The following is a 15,995-nucleotide window of genomic DNA, read 5'->3' as shown; positions in this document are numbered from 1 at the left end:
CTCCCACATTTATTTTGTGTTGATACTTTAACTTTGTGAGACAGGAGATCCAGTTTGTCCTCTCCCATCCCGGTAACAATCCTCAGCGGCTTCCTCGGCGCCGGCAAGACCACGCTGCTGCGCCACCTGCTCAAAACCGAGCACGGCCTGAAAATTGCCGTGATCGAAAACGAATTCAGCGACGCCGGCATCGACACCCAACTGTTGGGTGATGAGCCGGTGCAAGTGATGACGCTGTCCAACGGCTGCGTCTGCTGCACGATTCACACTGACCTGACCAAGGCGCTTTACCTGTTGCTCGAACGCCTGGACAGCGGTGAAATCGCCTTCGACCGCCTGGTTATCGAGTGCACCGGCCTGGCGGATCCGGCCCCTGTGGCGCAAACCTTTTTCATCGACGAAGAATTGCGCGAGCGTTACATCCTCGATGGCATCATCACCCTGGTCGACGCGGCGCATGCCGATACTCATCTGACCCAAACCATCGCCCAGGCACAAATCGGTTTTGCCGACCGCTTGCTGGTGAGCAAGCGCGATCTGGTGGACGAGCCAACGTTCACCGCATTAAGCGAACGCCTGACCCGCATCAACCGTCGCGCGCCTATCCGCGTGGTCGACCACGGCAAGATCGACCTGGCCGAATTGCTCGACGTGCGTGGTTTCAATCTCAATGCCGACCTGGGTGGCGGCGTGAGTTTGCGCCCGGTCAGCAAGGCGCCTTCCATCGACCGCATTTCCAGCTTGGTGCTGCGCACTGACAAGCCGCTGGATATCGACAAGCTCAGCGAGTTCATGAACGAACTGCTGGAAGATCATGGCAAGCAACTGCTGCGCTACAAAGGTGTGTTGAGCATTCTCGGTGAGCCGCGGCGGATGGTGTTTCAGGGTGTGCTGAAGTTGTACGGATTCGATTGGGATACGGAATGGGCGGACGGCGAGGCGCGTGAAAGCGTGATCGTGTTTATCGCCGATGATCTGCCGGAAGAGAAAATTCGAGAGGGCTTTGCGCGGGTGGCCGCGGGCTGAAATATGTGTAGCGTCAGTGATGACGCTATCGCGGGCTTGCCCGCGATGGCGATCTAACCCGCAACACGATTCTGGCTCAGGCCCGGTCCCGTGCTCAGCAATGTTTCCTCCAGATAATCCAGATGCCTGCTGAGCAGCATGACCGCCTTGACTGCCTCGCTACGCTCTACTGCATCCAGAATCCCTGCATGCACCTGCCAATCGCAATAACCCTCCACCCGCACCTCAACCTGCGCAATCGCCAGCGAAGACAGCGGCACAAGGCTGCCCAGAAAATGCGCCAATGGTGCATTCCCCGCCATTTCCGCCAACTTCAGATGAAACTCCCCCGACAACCGGATCGCCGACCCACGCGCTGCACAGTGACGCTCGCTATCGATCAGGGCTCGTAGACATTTCAAGTCCTGTGAACGGGGCTGCTGGCACGCCAGCCGCACCACCATGGTCTCAGTCAACCGCCGGGCATGCAGTGTCTGCCGAATCAGCTCGCTATCGAGCATGGCGACGCGGGGGCGATGGTTGGCCCGAAGGACGATGACTTGCTGATGGGACAGTTGCGTCAACACCCCGCGAATCTCACTGCGGCGAACACCGAACATTTGCGCCAGGCTCTCTTCAGTAAAGCGGCTGGCAGCATGGAGGCGTTGCTCGAGAATGGCGTCGAAGACTCGCGAGTAGAGATCATCCGCCGGCGGAGAAAAGGGCAGGGCGACAAGAGTGTGTGGTGAAGCGAAGCTGTTCATGGCCTGTCTCCGGTTTTATAGGTTTCAACTGCCGAGGTTGTCGTCCGGAATATTCAATTCGATGCCCATCCGCTTTCCTTCGCGAAGGATATGGCGGCGCATTTCGGCACTGGCCTGGGCGCTGTTCTTGCTGCGAATCGCGCGCACCACGGCTTCGTTCTCTTCCAGACGCTCAGCCAGATGCTCGGGGGAGTTGCGCAACACCTGTGCGCTTTGCTTGAGGGCATTGCTCGTCTGCTGCACCACGCTCTGGAAGATCGGGTTCGAGGTCAGGGTGAACAGCTCTTCGTGGAAGGCGATGTAGGCGTTTACGCCCGCCTCGCTGTCGTTGGCCTCCAGGGCTTCGCGCATGTCCATCAACGTCAGGCGCAGTTGCCCGACTTCCTTGCTGCTGATGGATTGCGCCACCAGGCCGACGATAAACGGCTCAAGGGTGTAGCGCAGTTGCAGCACATCTTCGAGGCTTGCACCGGCCACCGCGCTGTCGTGGCTTTGGCTGTCACTCAGATTGGCGTCCAGCACCACCACGCCTTTGCCGGGCATCGAACGCACCAGGCCGAGGGTCTCCAGCACGATCACCGCTTCGCGCAGGCTAGGGCGGCTGATGCCCAGTTGCTCGGCCAGTTCACGCTGGCCCGGCAACATTTCGCCGGAGCGCCACTGACCACGGGCCAGGGCGGCCCGAAGTTTTTCTACCACTGAATTGACGACGGTTGACGAGGTAATCACTGTTCGCTCCAAGTCGCGATGAATGTGCCCGCCCGCAGGCAGGCACATGTTGTTTAAAATTCCTGCTGATGCGCCGGGGCAACCGGTTTTTTCGGCTGGAAGGTATAACCGACCTGACCCGAAAGCACTTTATTTGCCCGTTGGATATCGATGTCTTTTTCCCAGCGTGCGATGGCCACGGTGGCAACGCAGTTGCCGATCAGGTTGGTCAGCGCGCGGCCGATGCCCATGAACCAGTCCACCGCCAGCACCAGCACCAGGCCGACCACCGGAATCGCCGGAATCGCGGTCAGCGTCGCCGCCAGAATCACCAGCGCCGAGCCGGGAATCCCGTGGGCGCCTTTGGACGTGATCAATGACACCAGCAGAATCGTCAGCAGATCGGTCATGGCCAGCGGCGTACCGGTGGCATTGGCGATGAAGACGATGGCCAGGGTCAGGTAGATCGAAAAACCGTCCAGGTTGAACGAGTACCCGGTTGGAATCACCAGGCCCACCGTCGAGCTGCCGATGCCCAGATGCTCAAGCTTGCGCATGATTTGAGGCAGCACGGCGTCGGACGACGCGGTGCCCATGACGATCAGCAATTCTTCACGCAGGTATTTGAGCAAAGGCCACATCTTCAGGCCCGAAAGGCGCATCACCAGGCCGAGAATCAGTGTCACAAACGCCACGCAGGTCAGGTAAAACAGACCGACCAGGCTGCCCAGGTGTTGCAGCGAATCCAGGCCATATTTGCTGGTGGTGAAAGCGATCGCGCCGAACACGCCGATCGGCGCCAGGCGCACGATCATGCCCATGATGCGGAAAATCACGTGGCTGAGCTCGTTGATCAACCGGGAAATACCCGATGCCGCTTCGCCCACCAGGTTCAGCGCGCTGCCGAACAGCACCGAAAACAGCAGCACTTGCAGAATGTTGTTCTCCGCGAAGGCGCCGATGACCGAGCTCGGGATCAGGTTCATCAGGAACTGCGAGGTGGTTTGCATATGCTGACCGCGCTGGGCGATGTCGCCCATGTCGGCGGCGGACAACTGCTCCAGATGAATGTTCGCGCCGCTGCCGATGCCGGTGGTGAACGCGAACACCAGGCCAATCACCAGGGCAATGGTGGTCAGCACTTCGAAGTAGATCACCGATTTCAGGCCGATGCGCCCGACCTTCTTCAGGTCGCCGGCACCGCTGATGCCGCTGACCACCACGCAGAACACGATCAGACCAATGAGCATCTTGATCAGCTTGATAAAGCCGTCACCGAGCGGTTTGAGCTGGGCGGAATATTCGGGAAGGGTCAGCCCGCAGACGATGCCGAGCACCAGTCCGAGAACCACTTGGAGGAAGATTGAACGCGAGCACCATCTGAGCATGGGAGGAATCCTGGTCGGTGTCCTGGCTGCCGTGCGCGGGGCGCATCAGATTCAGGACTTAATTATTGTGGTCTTACCGGTATGTCCAGTGCAGGCGCAGTCTACGCTGGATTTTTTCAGGATTACAAGGGTAAGCAGACAAATTGGCATTACCGGTCTGACCAGTGGTGCTGGTTCCGTAGGAGCTGCCGTCAGATTAGCCGTCAGGAATTTCAGTCAAAAAAAACCGGCCATCGCTGGCCGGTTTTTTCATTGCTGCGGTTTAGCGGCTGATTAAGCGCCGTACACCGGCAGCTTCTTGCAGATGGCCTTGACCTTCTCACGAACGGCGTCGATCACCGCTTCGTTGTTCAGGTCAGCCAGGATGTCGCAGATCCAGCCGGCCAGCTCTTTGCACTCAGCTTCCTTGAAGCCACGAGTGGTCACAGCCGGAGTGCCGAAGCGCAGGCCGGAAGTAACGAACGGGGAGCGTGGATCGTTTGGCACGGAGTTCTTGTTCACGGTGATGAACGCTTTGCCCAGAGCGGCGTCGGCGTCTTTACCGGAGATTTCCTGCTTGATCAGCGACAGCAGGAACAGGTGGTTTTCAGTACCGCCGGAGACCACGTCGAAACCGCGCTCGATGAATACGCTGGCCATGGCCTGGGCGTTTTTCACCACTTGTTGCTGGTAAGCCTTGAACTCAGGTTGCAGGGCTTCCTTGAAGCAGATCGCTTTAGCGGCGATCACGTGCTCCAGCGGGCCACCCTGGGCGCCCGGGAATACCGCGGAGTTCAGCTTCTTCTCGATGTCGGCGTTGGCGCGCGCCAGGATCAGACCGCCACGTGGACCGCGCAGGGTCTTGTGGGTGGTGGTGGTCACGACGTCAGCGAAAGGAACCGGGTTCGGGTAGACGCCAGCGGCGACCAGACCGGCCACGTGGGCCATGTCGACGAACAGGTAAGCGCCAACCTTGTCAGCGATTTCACGGAAGCGCGGGAAGTCCAGGATCTGCGAGTACGCAGAGAAACCGGCCACGATCATTTTCGGCTTGTGCTCAACGGCCAGACGCTCGACTTCGTCGTAGTCGATCAGACCATTGGCGTCGATGCCGTACTGAACGGCGTTGTACAGCTTGCCGGACGAGGAAACGCTGGCACCGTGGGTCAGGTGACCACCATGGGCCAGGCTCATGCCCAGGATGGTGTCGCCTGCTTGCAGCAGGGCCAGGTAAACGGCGCTGTTGGCTTGCGAACCGGCGTGTGGCTGAACGTTGGCGTATTCGGCGCCGAACAGCTCCTTGGCGCGGTCGATGGCCAGTTGCTCGACGATGTCGACGAACTCGCAACCACCGTAGTAGCGCTTGCCCGGGTAACCTTCGGCGTACTTGTTGGTCAGTACCGAGCCTTGAGCTTCCATCACCGCAGGGCTGGTGTAGTTTTCCGAAGCGATCAGCTCAATGTGCTCTTCCTGGCGCTGAGCTTCTTGCTCCATGGCGGCAAAGAGATCGGCGTCGTACTTGGCAATAGTCAAATCACGGCTGAACATGGCGGTCCTCAAGGATCGGGGCAGAAAAGGGGGGCATTCTAACCCAATGGGTTTTAGATGGCATATGAAAGGAGATCATGTCGCAGACAAGTGGGCTTCATGACGGGATCAGCGGTGATCATGCCAGCCTGTGGCGAGGGAGCTTGCTCCCGTTGGGCTGCGAAGCGGCCCCAAAAATCTTGTGAGCGCTGCGCACTCAAGCGGGAGCAAGCTCCCTCGCCACAATAATTGCGCTTCAGTCGAACATGAACAACGCATCATTGCTGAACTGCGCTTCAAACCGGCCCGCCGGCATCGGACGCCCGAACAGATACCCCTGAACCTCATCGCAACCATGCTCACGCAGGAAGTCCAGTTGCTCATGGGTTTCCACGCCTTCGGCGATCACCGCAAGATTGAGGCTGTGGGCCATGGCGATGATCGCCCGGGCAATCTGCGCATCCTGTTCACCTGAGGGCAATCCGTCGACAAAGGTGCGGTCGATTTTCAGCACGTCGATCGGGAACTGCTTGAGGTAGTTGAGCGATGAATAACCGGTGCCGAAGTCGTCGACCGCGATGCTCAGCCCGAGGTTTTTCAGCCCGGCGAGAATCTGCATCGCCTCGCTGACTTCGCGCATCAGGATACTTTCGGTCAGTTCCAGTTCCAGGCACGCCGGCGGCAGGCCGGTTTCCTTGAGAATGGTGGCGATCCGCGTGCCGAGCTGGCCGTCGGAGAACTGCCGGGCGGAGATGTTCACCGAGACCTTCGGCACCCGCACCTTGGCCTGATGCCAGGACTTGAGCTGACGGCACGCCTCGCTGATCACCCAGTCGCCAACGTCCACCACCAGGCCGAGCTCTTCGAGCACTGGAATGAAGTCCCCCGGCGGCACCAGGCCACGGCGTGGATGACGCCAGCGCAGCAAGGCTTCGGCGCCGGTCAGGCGTTTGCCGTCGCCGCTGAACTGCGGCTGGTAATACAGAACGAATTCGTTTTGCTCCAGGGCATGGCGCAAGTCGCTTTCCAGCTCCAGGCGCTCGAGGGCGCTGGCGTTCATGTCGGCCTGATAGAACTGGAAGTTGTTTTTGCCGCGTTCCTTGGCGTGGTACATCGCGGTGTCGGCGTTCTTCATCAACTGACTGAGTTCGTTACCGTCCTGCGGACTCAGGGCGATGCCGATACTGGCGGTGACGAAAAACTCGCGGCCTTCGAGCACGAACGGTTTCACCAGGCTGGCGAGGATCTGCTCCGCCACGTGTATCGCCCGGTTCAGGGCGATTTCCCGATTGATGCGCGGTTGCAGCAGCAGGGTGAACTCGTCGCCGCCCATGCGCGCTACGGTGTCGTCGTCATCGACGCAACCGAGCAGGCGCGTGGCCATTTCCTTGAGCATGCGATCGCCGGCAGCGTGGCCCAGGGAGTCGTTGATCGGCTTGAAACGGTCCAGGTCGAGGAACATCAGCACCACCCAGGACTTCTGCCGTTCCGCCGATTGCAAGGCGGTGTGCAGGCGATCCTGGAACAGCGTGCGGTTGGGCAGGTGGGTCAGGGCGTCGTAATAGGCGAGGCGGTGAATCCGTTGTTCACTGGCCTTGCGCTCACTGATGTCGCTGAAGAAGCACACGTAGCTGGCCAGATCGCCTTCGTCGTCGAGCACCGCCGTGATGCCGACCCACGCCGGGTAATGCTCGCCATTGCGTCGCTTGAGCCAGACTTCGCCTTCCCAGGTGCTGTGCTGGTTCAGTTGCTTGAGCACATAGCGCAGATGCGCTTCCTGCTGCTCGTCGACGGTCAGCATGTTCGGCAACTGGTCGAGCACCTGCTCCACCGCATAGCCGCTCACGCGACTGAACGCTTCGTTGGCCTGGACGATGTAGCCCGCCGGGTCGGTGATCAGAATCGCCGAGGTCGAGTGTTCGAATACCGTGGCCGCCATGCGCAGGTCTTTCTCGGCGCGGCGTTGCTGGCTGATGTCGCGACCGACACCGAGCACGCCTTCGAAGGCGCCGTGTTCATCCCAGACCAGCACCAGGCGCAGCTCGATAGGAATCTTGCGCCCGTCGGCCCGCAGGCAATCGAACAGGAACAGCTGGGTTTGCACCTGACTGCGCAGCAACGCCAGTTGGTCGGGCTTGTCCAGCGCCTTGCTGACGCGGTCCATCAGGCTGTAGATGCCGGACAATTGCTGTGGGTTGGCAATGGTCGTCTGCCAGCCGTTCTGGAAGATCCAGTCGGTGTCGTAGCCCAGCACGGCCTGCACCGACGGGCTGACGTAGTTGAGCGAGAGCTTGCTGTCGGTGGAAAAGATCACGTCGCTGATGCTTTCGGCGAGCATCCGGTAACGCTGCTCGCTGTCGCGCAGGGACTCGCTGGCTTCGATCTGCTCAGTGATGTCCTTGGCCACACCGATGATCCGCGTGACCTGGTCATGTTTGTCCCGCGCCAGCGCCTGCTCACGAATGTCGAACCGCCGCCATTGGCCATCCCGATGACGGAAGCGCAGTTGGCATTGCAGCAATTGGGTGTAGCCGGCGTGACGCTGGGTCTGGCGCGAACGGTGGTAGTGGTCGGCATCTTCGGGGTGCAGGAGGATTTCCCAGAAGTACTCGCCCATCTGGTGCAGCTCGGTGCGGTTGTAGCCGAGTGTCTGGCCCAGGTGGTGGTTGCTGAAGATCATGCGCTGGCTGATCACGTCCTGCACATACAGATGATCCGGCACCGTGCGCACCACATCGGACCAGAACCCTTCACGCTCGAGCAGCGACAATTCAATGAGCTTGCGGCTGGTGATGTCGTTGATGCTCAGGATCACCGCTTTATAGTCATCCTGGTCTTCCGGCAGGCGCAGCACCAGCCACAAGTGCTGGTCGCGACCGTTGGCGTCCGGGAGTTTTATCTCCAGCTCGAGCTGTTTCTGCTGGTTGAGCACCGCGTCGAGCACTTGATTGCCGATGGCAGTGCCGTCCAGCGGATTGCCGTCGATCAGCAGTTTCCAGGCTTGTTCGCAGGTGTTGACGTTGAGCAGTTGCAGGGCAACCTGGTTGACCTCGGTGATGCGCAGTTCCTGCAGCAATTGCTGCCGTTGCTCCGCAGATTCCAGCCAGCCACGCAGTTGTTCGCTGCTGTGCAACCGGGCTTTGTCGAACGCCTGCTTGAGCCCCGACACGTCAAGTACACACAGCGCCACGCCGGTACCTTCGAAAATATCCTTGTAGCGCCGACGACCTTCAGTCACCTGGCGCTGACGGCGGCGCATGTTCAGCAGGGCAATCAGCGGCAGCAGGGAGAGCGCCAGCCCCAACAGGCATTTGCCGATGAACGCCGGTAACAATTCCTCAATCACGCGCTTGCGGTCGAACAAACCGCGCAATTGCCAGTCGCTGCTGCTCAGGGGAACCGTCAGCACGCTGTTGGCCACATCCTCTTCGGTCAGTTCGCCCGGCTTGGCCGAGGGGCGCGAATCATCGCGACTGATGACTTGGTGGTTGAAGCGGTTTTCCACCAGCCACATTGGGCGGATGCCGGTTTCGTTCTGTTTGGTCAGTGACGAGAAAAAGCTCGGCTTCAGGCGCAGGGCCCAGTAGCCACGCGTGCTGCCGCTGGACTGATGCAGCAGCAAGTGCACCGTCGAACCGTTATCGGCGTTGCTGAAATAGTGGGCCTGGCGACGGCTGTGACGAACCAGGTCGGCGAGGTAGTCGGCGTCCTCGCTGTCGGTGGCGCTGTCACTGAGGATTTTGCCGGAGGGACTCAACAGCGCAAGACTGATCAGGTCGGGCAAGGATTTTTGCAGCTTGCGAAGCAACTCCTGCTGTTCGTCGGCGCTTTGTGGCTGTTCGACGATCGGTAGCAGATTGAGGGCGATCTGCGCGTTGAGTGCCATGTTCAGGCTGACTTGCGCGGCCAGATCGGCGGTGTAGTCGATGGTGTACTGACGCTGGTTTTTCTGGGTTTCGCGCAGCTGATCCAGCAGTTGCCAGAACAGCAGGGCGAGCAGCAGCAACACCAGTGTCGCCAGCGCACCCTTCAAGGTTCCGCGCAGGGGGGAGCCGGGCGCAACAGTCGGTGCACGGGGGATCAGGGGCGGAGTGACATTGGACAAACTGTAATCCTGCGGTTTGGCTGGACTGGCGCGACGTGCACTATAAGCCGGACGCCCGGAGGGCGGCTAGCATGCCTTGAGTTGTGGCAAAGTGCCAGTCCCTCCCGGCTGGACTGCCTCTCGTCATTCAGGTAGCTTTGCCGGTTACGCGGGAGCGTTCCAGCTCCTAGAATCAGGCTTTTTCAGCGCGCACATATTGATAGCTTTCAATCGAGCGACGCGCACGGCCTGGCCAGGCATCGCCTGCGCCCTAATCATTCATCTGTCACTGACCCAAGGTTCTCCATGGCTCAATACGTCTTCACCATGCATCGGCTGGGCAAAGTTGTTCCGCCGAAGCGGGAAATCCTGAAAAACATTTCGCTGTCCTTCTTCCCTGGCGCCAAGATCGGCGTGCTCGGCCTTAACGGTTCGGGTAAATCCACGCTGCTGAAAATCATGGCCGGCGTCGACACCGAGTTCGAGGGCGAAGCCCGTCCGATGCCGGAGCTGAACATCGGTTACCTGCCGCAAGAGCCGATCCTGGACCCGACCAAAACCGTGCGTGAAGTGGTCGAGGAAGCGGTCAGCGTGATCAAGAACGCCCAGGCGCGCCTGGACGAGGTCTACGCGGCTTACGCTGATGAAGATGCCGACTTCGACAAGCTGGCAGCCGAACAGGCCAAGCTCGAAGCCATCCTGCAAGCCAGCGACGGTCATAACCTGGATCGCCAACTGGAAGTCGCCGCCGATGCGTTGCGCCTGCCGGCCTGGGACGCCAAGGTCGAATTCCTCTCCGGTGGTGAAAAGCGTCGTGTAGCCCTGTGCCGCCTGCTGCTGTCCGCCCCCGACATGCTGCTGCTCGACGAACCGACCAACCACCTGGACGCTGACTCCGTCGCCTGGCTGGAGCATTTCCTCCACGACTTCCCGGGCACCGTCGTTGCGATCACGCACGACCGTTACTTCCTGGACAACGTTGCCGGCTGGATTCTGGAACTCGACCGTGGCGCGGGCATTCCTTACGAGGGCAACTATTCCGGTTGGCTCGAAGCCAAGTCCGATCGTCTGGCGGCCGAATCCAAGCAGCAGTCGGCCCACGAAAAAGCCATGAAGGAAGAACTGGAGTGGGTGCGCAAAGGCGCCAAGGCCCGCCAGTCCAAATCCAAGGCACGTCTGCAACGCTTCGAAGAAATGCAATCGCAGGAATTCCAGAAGCGTTCGGAAACCAACGAGATCTACATCCCGGCCGGTCCGCGCTTGGGTGACAAGGTCATCGAGTTCAAGAACGTCACCAAGGGCTACGGCGATCGCGTGTTGATCGACAACCTGTCGTTCTCGATGCCGAAGGGCGCCATCGTGGGCGTGATCGGCGGTAACGGTGCCGGTAAATCGACCCTGTTCCGCATGCTGATGGGCAAGGAAACCCCGGATTCGGGCAGCATCGAAGTCGGCGAAACCGTGCAACTGGCGTGCGTCGACCAGAGCCGCGAAGACCTGGACGGCAGCAAGACCGTGTTCCAGCAGATCTCCGACGGTTCGGACCAGATCCGCATCGGCAACTACGAGATTCCGTCGCGTACCTACGTCGGTCGCTTCAACTTCAAGGGCGGCGATCAGCAGAAGTTCGTCAAGGACCTGTCCGGTGGTGAGCGCGGTCGCTTGCACTTGGCCCTGACCCTGAAGGAGGGTGGCAACGTCCTGCTGCTCGACGAACCGTCCAACGACCTCGACGTTGAAACCCTGCGTTCCCTGGAAGAAGCCCTATTGGACTTCCCGGGCGCCGCCATTGTGATCTCTCACGATCGGTGGTTCCTTGACCGTGTGGCGACGCATATCCTGGCGTACGAAGACGACTCGCAAGCGGTGTTCTTCGAAGGCAACTACACCGAGTACGAAGCCGATCGGAAAAAACGCCTCGGCGAAGCGGCTGCCCAGCCGCATCGTGTACGGCACAAAAAACTGGCCTGATATCGGGTTGGTTGCATGAAAAAAAACGGAGCCCCGAAGGCTCCGTTTTTTTATGGGCCTCAGAAAGACCGCGGCGCGCCTTGCTCGTGAAAGCGATCTCCATGACGGTGCAATACTTGAATTGTGAATCCCTGTTTAGGTGCGACGAACGGCTTAAACACGCATTATTTATATCCAGCGCACCATTTAATTTCATAACTGCGACATTTTGCGCTGTCGTGGTGCGCATTCCGTTTGCTAAAGTCCGGCTCAATCTTCTCCAACGATAATAAATTTTACCGAGACTTTTCCATGATCGAATCCGTCGAAACCTTCCTTGTCCGACTGAAAAAACGCGACCCGGATCAACCTGAATTCCATCAGGCTGTGGAAGAAGTCCTGCGCAGCCTGTGGCCGTTTCTTGAAGCCAATCCGCATTATCTGACCTCCGGGATCCTGGAGCGGATGTGCGAACCGGAGCGGGCCATTGTCTTCCGGGTTTCCTGGGTCGACGATCAGGGCAAGGTGCAGGTCAATCGCGGTTTCCGGGTGCAGATGAACAGTGCAATCGGTCCGTACAAGGGCGGCTTGCGTTTCCATCCTTCGGTCAACCTCGGCGTACTGAAATTTCTCGCCTTCGAACAAACCTTCAAGAACTCCCTGACCTCGTTGCCCATGGGGGGCGGCAAGGGTGGCTCGGACTTCGACCCGAAAGGCAAAAGCGACGCTGAAGTCATGCGCTTCTGCCAGGCATTCATGAGCGAACTGTACCGTCACATCGGTGCAGATGTTGACGTGCCGGCCGGCGATATCGGCGTGGGGGCCCGCGAGATCGGTTTCCTGTTCGGCCAGTACAAGCGCCTGAGCAACCAGTTCACCAGCGTATTGACCGGCAAGGGCCCGAGCTATGGCGGCAGCCTGATTCGCCCAGAAGCGACCGGTTTCGGCTGCGTGTACTTTGCTGAGGAAATGCTCAAACGCAACGGTGAAACCGTCGAAGGCAAACGCGTTGCGATTTCGGGTTCGGGCAACGTTGCACAGTACGCGGCACGCAAGGTCATGGACCTGGGCGGCAAGGTGATTTCGCTCTCGGATTCCGAAGGTACGCTGCACTGCGAAAGCGGTTTGACCGAAGAGCAATGGCTGGCGCTGCTGGAGTTGAAAAACGTCAAGCGTGGACGGATCGGCGAGTTGGCCAGTCGCTTCGGCCTGGAGTTTCGCGCCGGTCAGCACCCCTGGAACCTGGCGTGCGACATCGCGCTGCCATGCGCGACGCAAAACGAGCTGAATGCCGAGGCTGCTCGCACATTGCTTCGCAACGGCTGCCTCTGTGTGGCAGAAGGCGCGAACATGCCAACCACCCTTGAGGCCGTGGACCTGTTCATCGAGGCGGGAATCCTGTTCGCGCCGGGCAAGGCGTCCAATGCCGGCGGGGTGGCGGTGAGCGGGCTGGAGATGTCACAGAACGCGATGCGCCTGTTGTGGACCGGGGGTGAAGTGGACAGCAAGCTCCACGGGATCATGCAGTCGATCCACCACGCCTGTGTGCACTACGGCGAAGAGAACGGTCGCATCAACTATGTCAAAGGCGCGAACATCGCCGGCTTCGTCAAAGTCGCCGACGCCATGCTCGCCCAAGGCGTGGTTTAAGCCGGTTCGATGCGGATGATTTCGATCATCTGATTGCCCGCCGGGCGTTGCCACAACACCTCGTCGCCGAGCTGCGCCCCGAGCAATGCCCGGCCCAGCGGCGAACCCCAGTTGATCAGGCCCGCCGCCGCATCGGCCTGGTCCTCGCCGACCAGTTGCACGGTTTGCTCGGCGCTGTGTTCGTCGGCGAACGTTACCCGGCTGCCGATCTGCACCTTTTGCGTTGAGGTGGCGGGCGTCACCACCTGAGCGCTTTGCAGGCGCTGATTGAAATACCTCAAATCCCGCTCAAGGTCAGCCTGGCGCTGCTTGTCGGCCTGCTCGCCCATGGCGGACTGGTCGCTGTGCAACTGTTGCAGCTCGGCGACTTTCGCCTGCAACTGGGCAAGTCCGGCGGGGGTGACGTAATTGGGCTGCGCGCTGACCTGCCGTTCGACTGGCTGATCGGCTTGCGCAGCAGCGTTATCTTCATTGACGAAGGCGCGACTCATGGTTTTCTCCCGTTATAGGGTTTGGGCCATGGTCACTGTCTTTTAGTTTCGGCGGATGTCTGGAAGCGACTCATTGCGAGCGAAACGCACGGGCAGCGTCCTGGTCTTTCTGGTGCTGCCAGGCTCTTTCACGCTCGTCCCAATGGTGGCTGCGATAGTCCTCGCGATCTTCGCTTTCGCGCATGGCCTGGCATTGGCGAAAACCATCGCTCCAGCCTTCAGCGTATTGCTTGTCCTTGAGATAACGCGGCACGTTCTTGCGAAATTCACCGGTGATCGCCCCGGCAGCTTGTCGGCCACTGCTGCAGCCGTCGTCGAAGCCGTCGGCGAAGGCCGGTGGATAGCCCTTGGCAATCAAATCTTCATGGGTGGTCTGGCAGCCCGCGATCGACATCAACACAACCACCATACCTACACAACGCCACATCTCGGACTCCCGGCCGTGCGCCGGCCTATACGTGAAGTCTAGGAGTGGATTCGTGAGGCGTTTGTAGTCGCTCTGTGAAAAATCCATTCAACATCACAGGGGAGCAAGTGCCTCTGAGTCAGTAGTGATACCACTTCACCTCAAGCATCACTTCGTTTTCAGGGGAGGCGAGGTGGCTGAATTCACGCTGTGCACTCAGGCGCAAACCGAGGTTGCGCGACAATTCCCACTGCTGGTTCAGGCTCACACTACGACGCACTTCGCCATTGGTGAAGAAATCTCCCTTGGCCTCAAGGCTGAAGTTGCCCAGCGGGTTCTTCCACAGCACGCCGCTGTTGAAACCCGCCGCCGGAGCGATGAAACCGGCAAAGTCATTGTTGTGCTCGACGCGCACCGTGCCCAAGGCGAAACCGAGCATGTCCTCGCTCAACTGCCAGGTGCCGCCGCCACCGCCGTTGACGTGGCTGACCAGGGTTTCATCGTCATGTTTGCCCGGTACGCGCTCAAGGCCGCCCGTGACTTGCCACGACAGCGGCTGCAACAACTCATTACGCGGTGTCAGGGAGCGAATGGTCGCCAGGTCCAGTTGCTGCAACTGCCATTGATTGCCTTCGTACTGGCGCAGTTTCATCTGCAGGATTTCAATCTGCGCGCCGAGGGGGAAGCTTTCCGAGTTGTCGTTGAGGTCGTGATAGGCCATGCGCAGGCCATATTCACCAAACGCCTTGTCGCCCCGGGTGCCGATGCCGGCTTGCCAGGTGCGCGATTCATGGCCGTCTTCAGGCAGGCCGGGTTGGGGAATGTTCAGCTCGGGGGGCGGGTTCTGGTTGATCGCGCGCAGCAATTCGAAACTTCGTTGGGCCCGTTGCGGGTCGCGCTCCTGGCCGTTGGCGCGGTAGCGTTCCAGCCGGTAAGCCGCGTCGATGATCAGCGCCTGACGCTCGCGCGATTGCGCCTTGAATACTGGCTCCTGTAATTGTTTCTGGTCGGCGCTGACTTTCAGCACCCACTGCTGCTCTTCAGGATTCAACGGTTCGGCGCGGCTCAGCAGCTCACGCTCGCGGGACGGACGATACTCAATCGACTCCACCAGACCGGCTTCTTTGACGGCTTTGACGGTGTCGGTTGGAATCGCGGTCAGCGGGAATTGTTCGGTCAGGCGCAAACTCGGACGCGCCACTTGCAGTAATTCCAGCAGGCGATAGGAGCAGTTTTCGTCGAAGAAGAAATAATCGAACTGGATCTGCTTGAGCTCCCAGACATGCTCGACCATGCGCTCGGTTTCTTGCTGCGTCAGGTTCAGCCGGTATTCCCACAGGTCGCGGTTTTCGAGGCTGCGGTATTCCGAGAGTTTTTCCTGATACGGCACCAGCGCAAACAGGCCCGGATAGCCGCCCATCAAGCCCTTCCAGGCGTAGAGGATGCTGTTGTCCGAACCTTCGATGTAGGCGCCGAAATTGATCGCGTAGCTGAGCAGCGACGTCTTGTCGCTCTGCACACCCGCCTGATCGATCCGCAGCAACGTATGGCCGAACATCGATGACGGGCTGTTCAGATAGGCCGCCGGGAAAATCATCACCGCGCTATGGGGTGAGACATCCTTGAACCATTGCTTGAACTCGGCGCAGTCCAGGGGCGGCAGGTCGGTCAGATTGAGTTGTGCTTTCAGCCAGCGAGTACGGGCCGGGTAGACGCATTGCGCGTGCAGCTCACCGGCAGTGGCCGGGGCGTACAGCGCTTGCACGGTGGCGGCCAGTTCACGGTCGGGATGTTCGTTGCCGTCGGGCGCCAGGAAGAATTTCCTGTCGCTGACATAGCTGCGCCAGCCGCCCAGTTTGGCGGTTTCGTAATGACCGAGGGAAATCCAGAAGGGGTCATTGGCCAGTTGCTGCAAACGTTGATTGTCGATGTGTGGCGCGGCGGACAGCGGGGCGCAGACACAGAGCGCCAGCCAGGCAAGGCGTTTGAGCATAGTGGGCAACTTAGAGATTCGAGAATAAAGACCCAAAAAAAGGGGCAGGT

Annotated in this window: 11 protein-coding genes; 3 read left to right on the top strand and 8 right to left on the bottom strand. The window is 59.8% G+C overall.

Annotated features, from left to right (window positions below; genetic code table 11):
• The first annotated feature begins 54 nt into the window (after nucleotides 1-54).
• On the top strand, nucleotides 55-1,026 hold the full coding sequence (gene yjiA, locus ACM6IQ_RS06740) for a GTPase (protein WP_017340880.1): 972 nt from the start codon (nucleotides 55-57) through the stop codon (nucleotides 1,024-1,026).
• A gap of 53 nt (nucleotides 1,027-1,079) precedes the next feature.
• On the opposite strand, the gene ACM6IQ_RS06735 is transcribed toward yjiA, so the two are convergent.
• The 5 genes from ACM6IQ_RS06735 to ACM6IQ_RS06715 form a co-directional block, all read right to left on the bottom strand.
• A complete protein-coding gene (locus ACM6IQ_RS06735; RefSeq protein WP_414878327.1) occupies nucleotides 1,080-1,769 on the bottom strand; it encodes a GntR family transcriptional regulator in 690 nt (229 codons plus the stop codon).
• A gap of 24 nt (nucleotides 1,770-1,793) precedes the next feature.
• Nucleotides 1,794-2,498: a FadR/GntR family transcriptional regulator gene (locus tag ACM6IQ_RS06730; RefSeq protein ID WP_414878326.1), complete on the bottom strand. Its 705-nt coding sequence runs from the start codon at nucleotides 2,496-2,498 to the stop codon at nucleotides 1,794-1,796.
• A 53-nt stretch (nucleotides 2,499-2,551) separates the two neighbouring features.
• Nucleotides 2,552-3,865, bottom strand: a complete 1,314-nt coding sequence (locus ACM6IQ_RS06725; protein WP_414878325.1) for a C4-dicarboxylate transporter DctA — start codon at nucleotides 3,863-3,865, stop codon at nucleotides 2,552-2,554.
• Nucleotides 3,866-4,138: 273 nt separating this feature from the next.
• On the bottom strand, nucleotides 4,139-5,392 hold the full coding sequence (gene glyA / locus ACM6IQ_RS06720) for a serine hydroxymethyltransferase (protein ID WP_414878324.1): 1,254 nt from the start codon (nucleotides 5,390-5,392) through the stop codon (nucleotides 4,139-4,141).
• A 235-nt stretch (nucleotides 5,393-5,627) separates the two neighbouring features.
• Nucleotides 5,628-9,476 carry an EAL domain-containing protein gene (locus ACM6IQ_RS06715; protein WP_414878323.1) on the bottom strand — a complete coding sequence of 1,283 codons (3,849 nt, stop codon included), beginning with the start codon at nucleotides 9,474-9,476 and terminating at the stop codon, nucleotides 5,628-5,630.
• A gap of 285 nt (nucleotides 9,477-9,761) precedes the next feature.
• On the opposite strand from ACM6IQ_RS06715, the gene ettA reads away from it, so the two are divergent.
• Nucleotides 9,762-11,426 carry an energy-dependent translational throttle protein EttA gene (ettA, locus tag ACM6IQ_RS06710; protein WP_017340873.1) on the top strand — a complete coding sequence of 555 codons (1,665 nt, stop codon included), beginning with the start codon at nucleotides 9,762-9,764 and terminating at the stop codon, nucleotides 11,424-11,426.
• A 291-nt stretch (nucleotides 11,427-11,717) separates the two neighbouring features.
• Nucleotides 11,718-13,055, top strand: a complete 1,338-nt coding sequence (gene gdhA, locus ACM6IQ_RS06705) for an NADP-specific glutamate dehydrogenase (RefSeq protein WP_414878322.1) — start codon at nucleotides 11,718-11,720, stop codon at nucleotides 13,053-13,055.
• Here gdhA and ACM6IQ_RS06700 read toward each other — a convergent pair.
• From ACM6IQ_RS06700 to ACM6IQ_RS06690, 3 genes are all read right to left on the bottom strand, one after another.
• On the bottom strand, nucleotides 13,052-13,546 hold the full coding sequence (locus ACM6IQ_RS06700) for a GreA/GreB family elongation factor (protein ID WP_017340871.1): 495 nt from the start codon (nucleotides 13,544-13,546) through the stop codon (nucleotides 13,052-13,054). The genes gdhA and ACM6IQ_RS06700 overlap by 4 nt on opposite strands.
• A gap of 70 nt (nucleotides 13,547-13,616) precedes the next feature.
• Nucleotides 13,617-13,973 carry a hypothetical protein gene (locus tag ACM6IQ_RS06695; protein WP_017340870.1) on the bottom strand — a complete coding sequence of 119 codons (357 nt, stop codon included), beginning with the start codon at nucleotides 13,971-13,973 and terminating at the stop codon, nucleotides 13,617-13,619.
• Nucleotides 13,974-14,091: 118 nt separating this feature from the next.
• Nucleotides 14,092-15,945, bottom strand: a complete 1,854-nt coding sequence (locus tag ACM6IQ_RS06690; RefSeq protein ID WP_414878321.1) for a DUF4105 domain-containing protein — start codon at nucleotides 15,943-15,945, stop codon at nucleotides 14,092-14,094.
• Nucleotides 15,946-15,995 lie beyond the last annotated feature (50 nt).

This window comes from Pseudomonas sp. IT-P100 (genome assembly GCF_949767185.1).
GTDB classification, from domain to species: domain Bacteria; phylum Pseudomonadota; class Gammaproteobacteria; order Pseudomonadales; family Pseudomonadaceae; genus Aquipseudomonas; species Aquipseudomonas fluorescens_B.
This window is presented reverse-complemented; position numbering and strand designations above follow the sequence as displayed.

Bases quoted from the DNA above. Each gene is read 5' to 3' on its own strand.
- gdhA (WP_414878322.1), top strand. From the start codon at position 11,718: ATGATCGAATCCGTCGAAACCTTCCTTGTCCGACTGAAAAAACGCGAC.
- glyA (WP_414878324.1), bottom strand. From the start codon at position 5,392: ATGTTCAGCCGTGATTTGACTATTGCCAAGTACGACGCCGATCTCTTT.
- ACM6IQ_RS06695 (WP_017340870.1), bottom strand. From the start codon at position 13,973: ATGTGGCGTTGTGTAGGTATGGTGGTTGTGTTGATGTCGATCGCGGGC.
- ACM6IQ_RS06725 (WP_414878325.1), bottom strand. From the start codon at position 3,865: ATGCTCAGATGGTGCTCGCGTTCAATCTTCCTCCAAGTGGTTCTCGGA.
- ACM6IQ_RS06690 (WP_414878321.1), bottom strand. From the start codon at position 15,945: ATGCTCAAACGCCTTGCCTGGCTGGCGCTCTGTGTCTGCGCCCCGCTG.
- ettA (WP_017340873.1), top strand. From the start codon at position 9,762: ATGGCTCAATACGTCTTCACCATGCATCGGCTGGGCAAAGTTGTTCCG.
- ACM6IQ_RS06735 (WP_414878327.1), bottom strand. From the start codon at position 1,769: ATGAACAGCTTCGCTTCACCACACACTCTTGTCGCCCTGCCCTTTTCT.
- ACM6IQ_RS06700 (WP_017340871.1), bottom strand. From the start codon at position 13,546: ATGAGTCGCGCCTTCGTCAATGAAGATAACGCTGCTGCGCAAGCCGAT.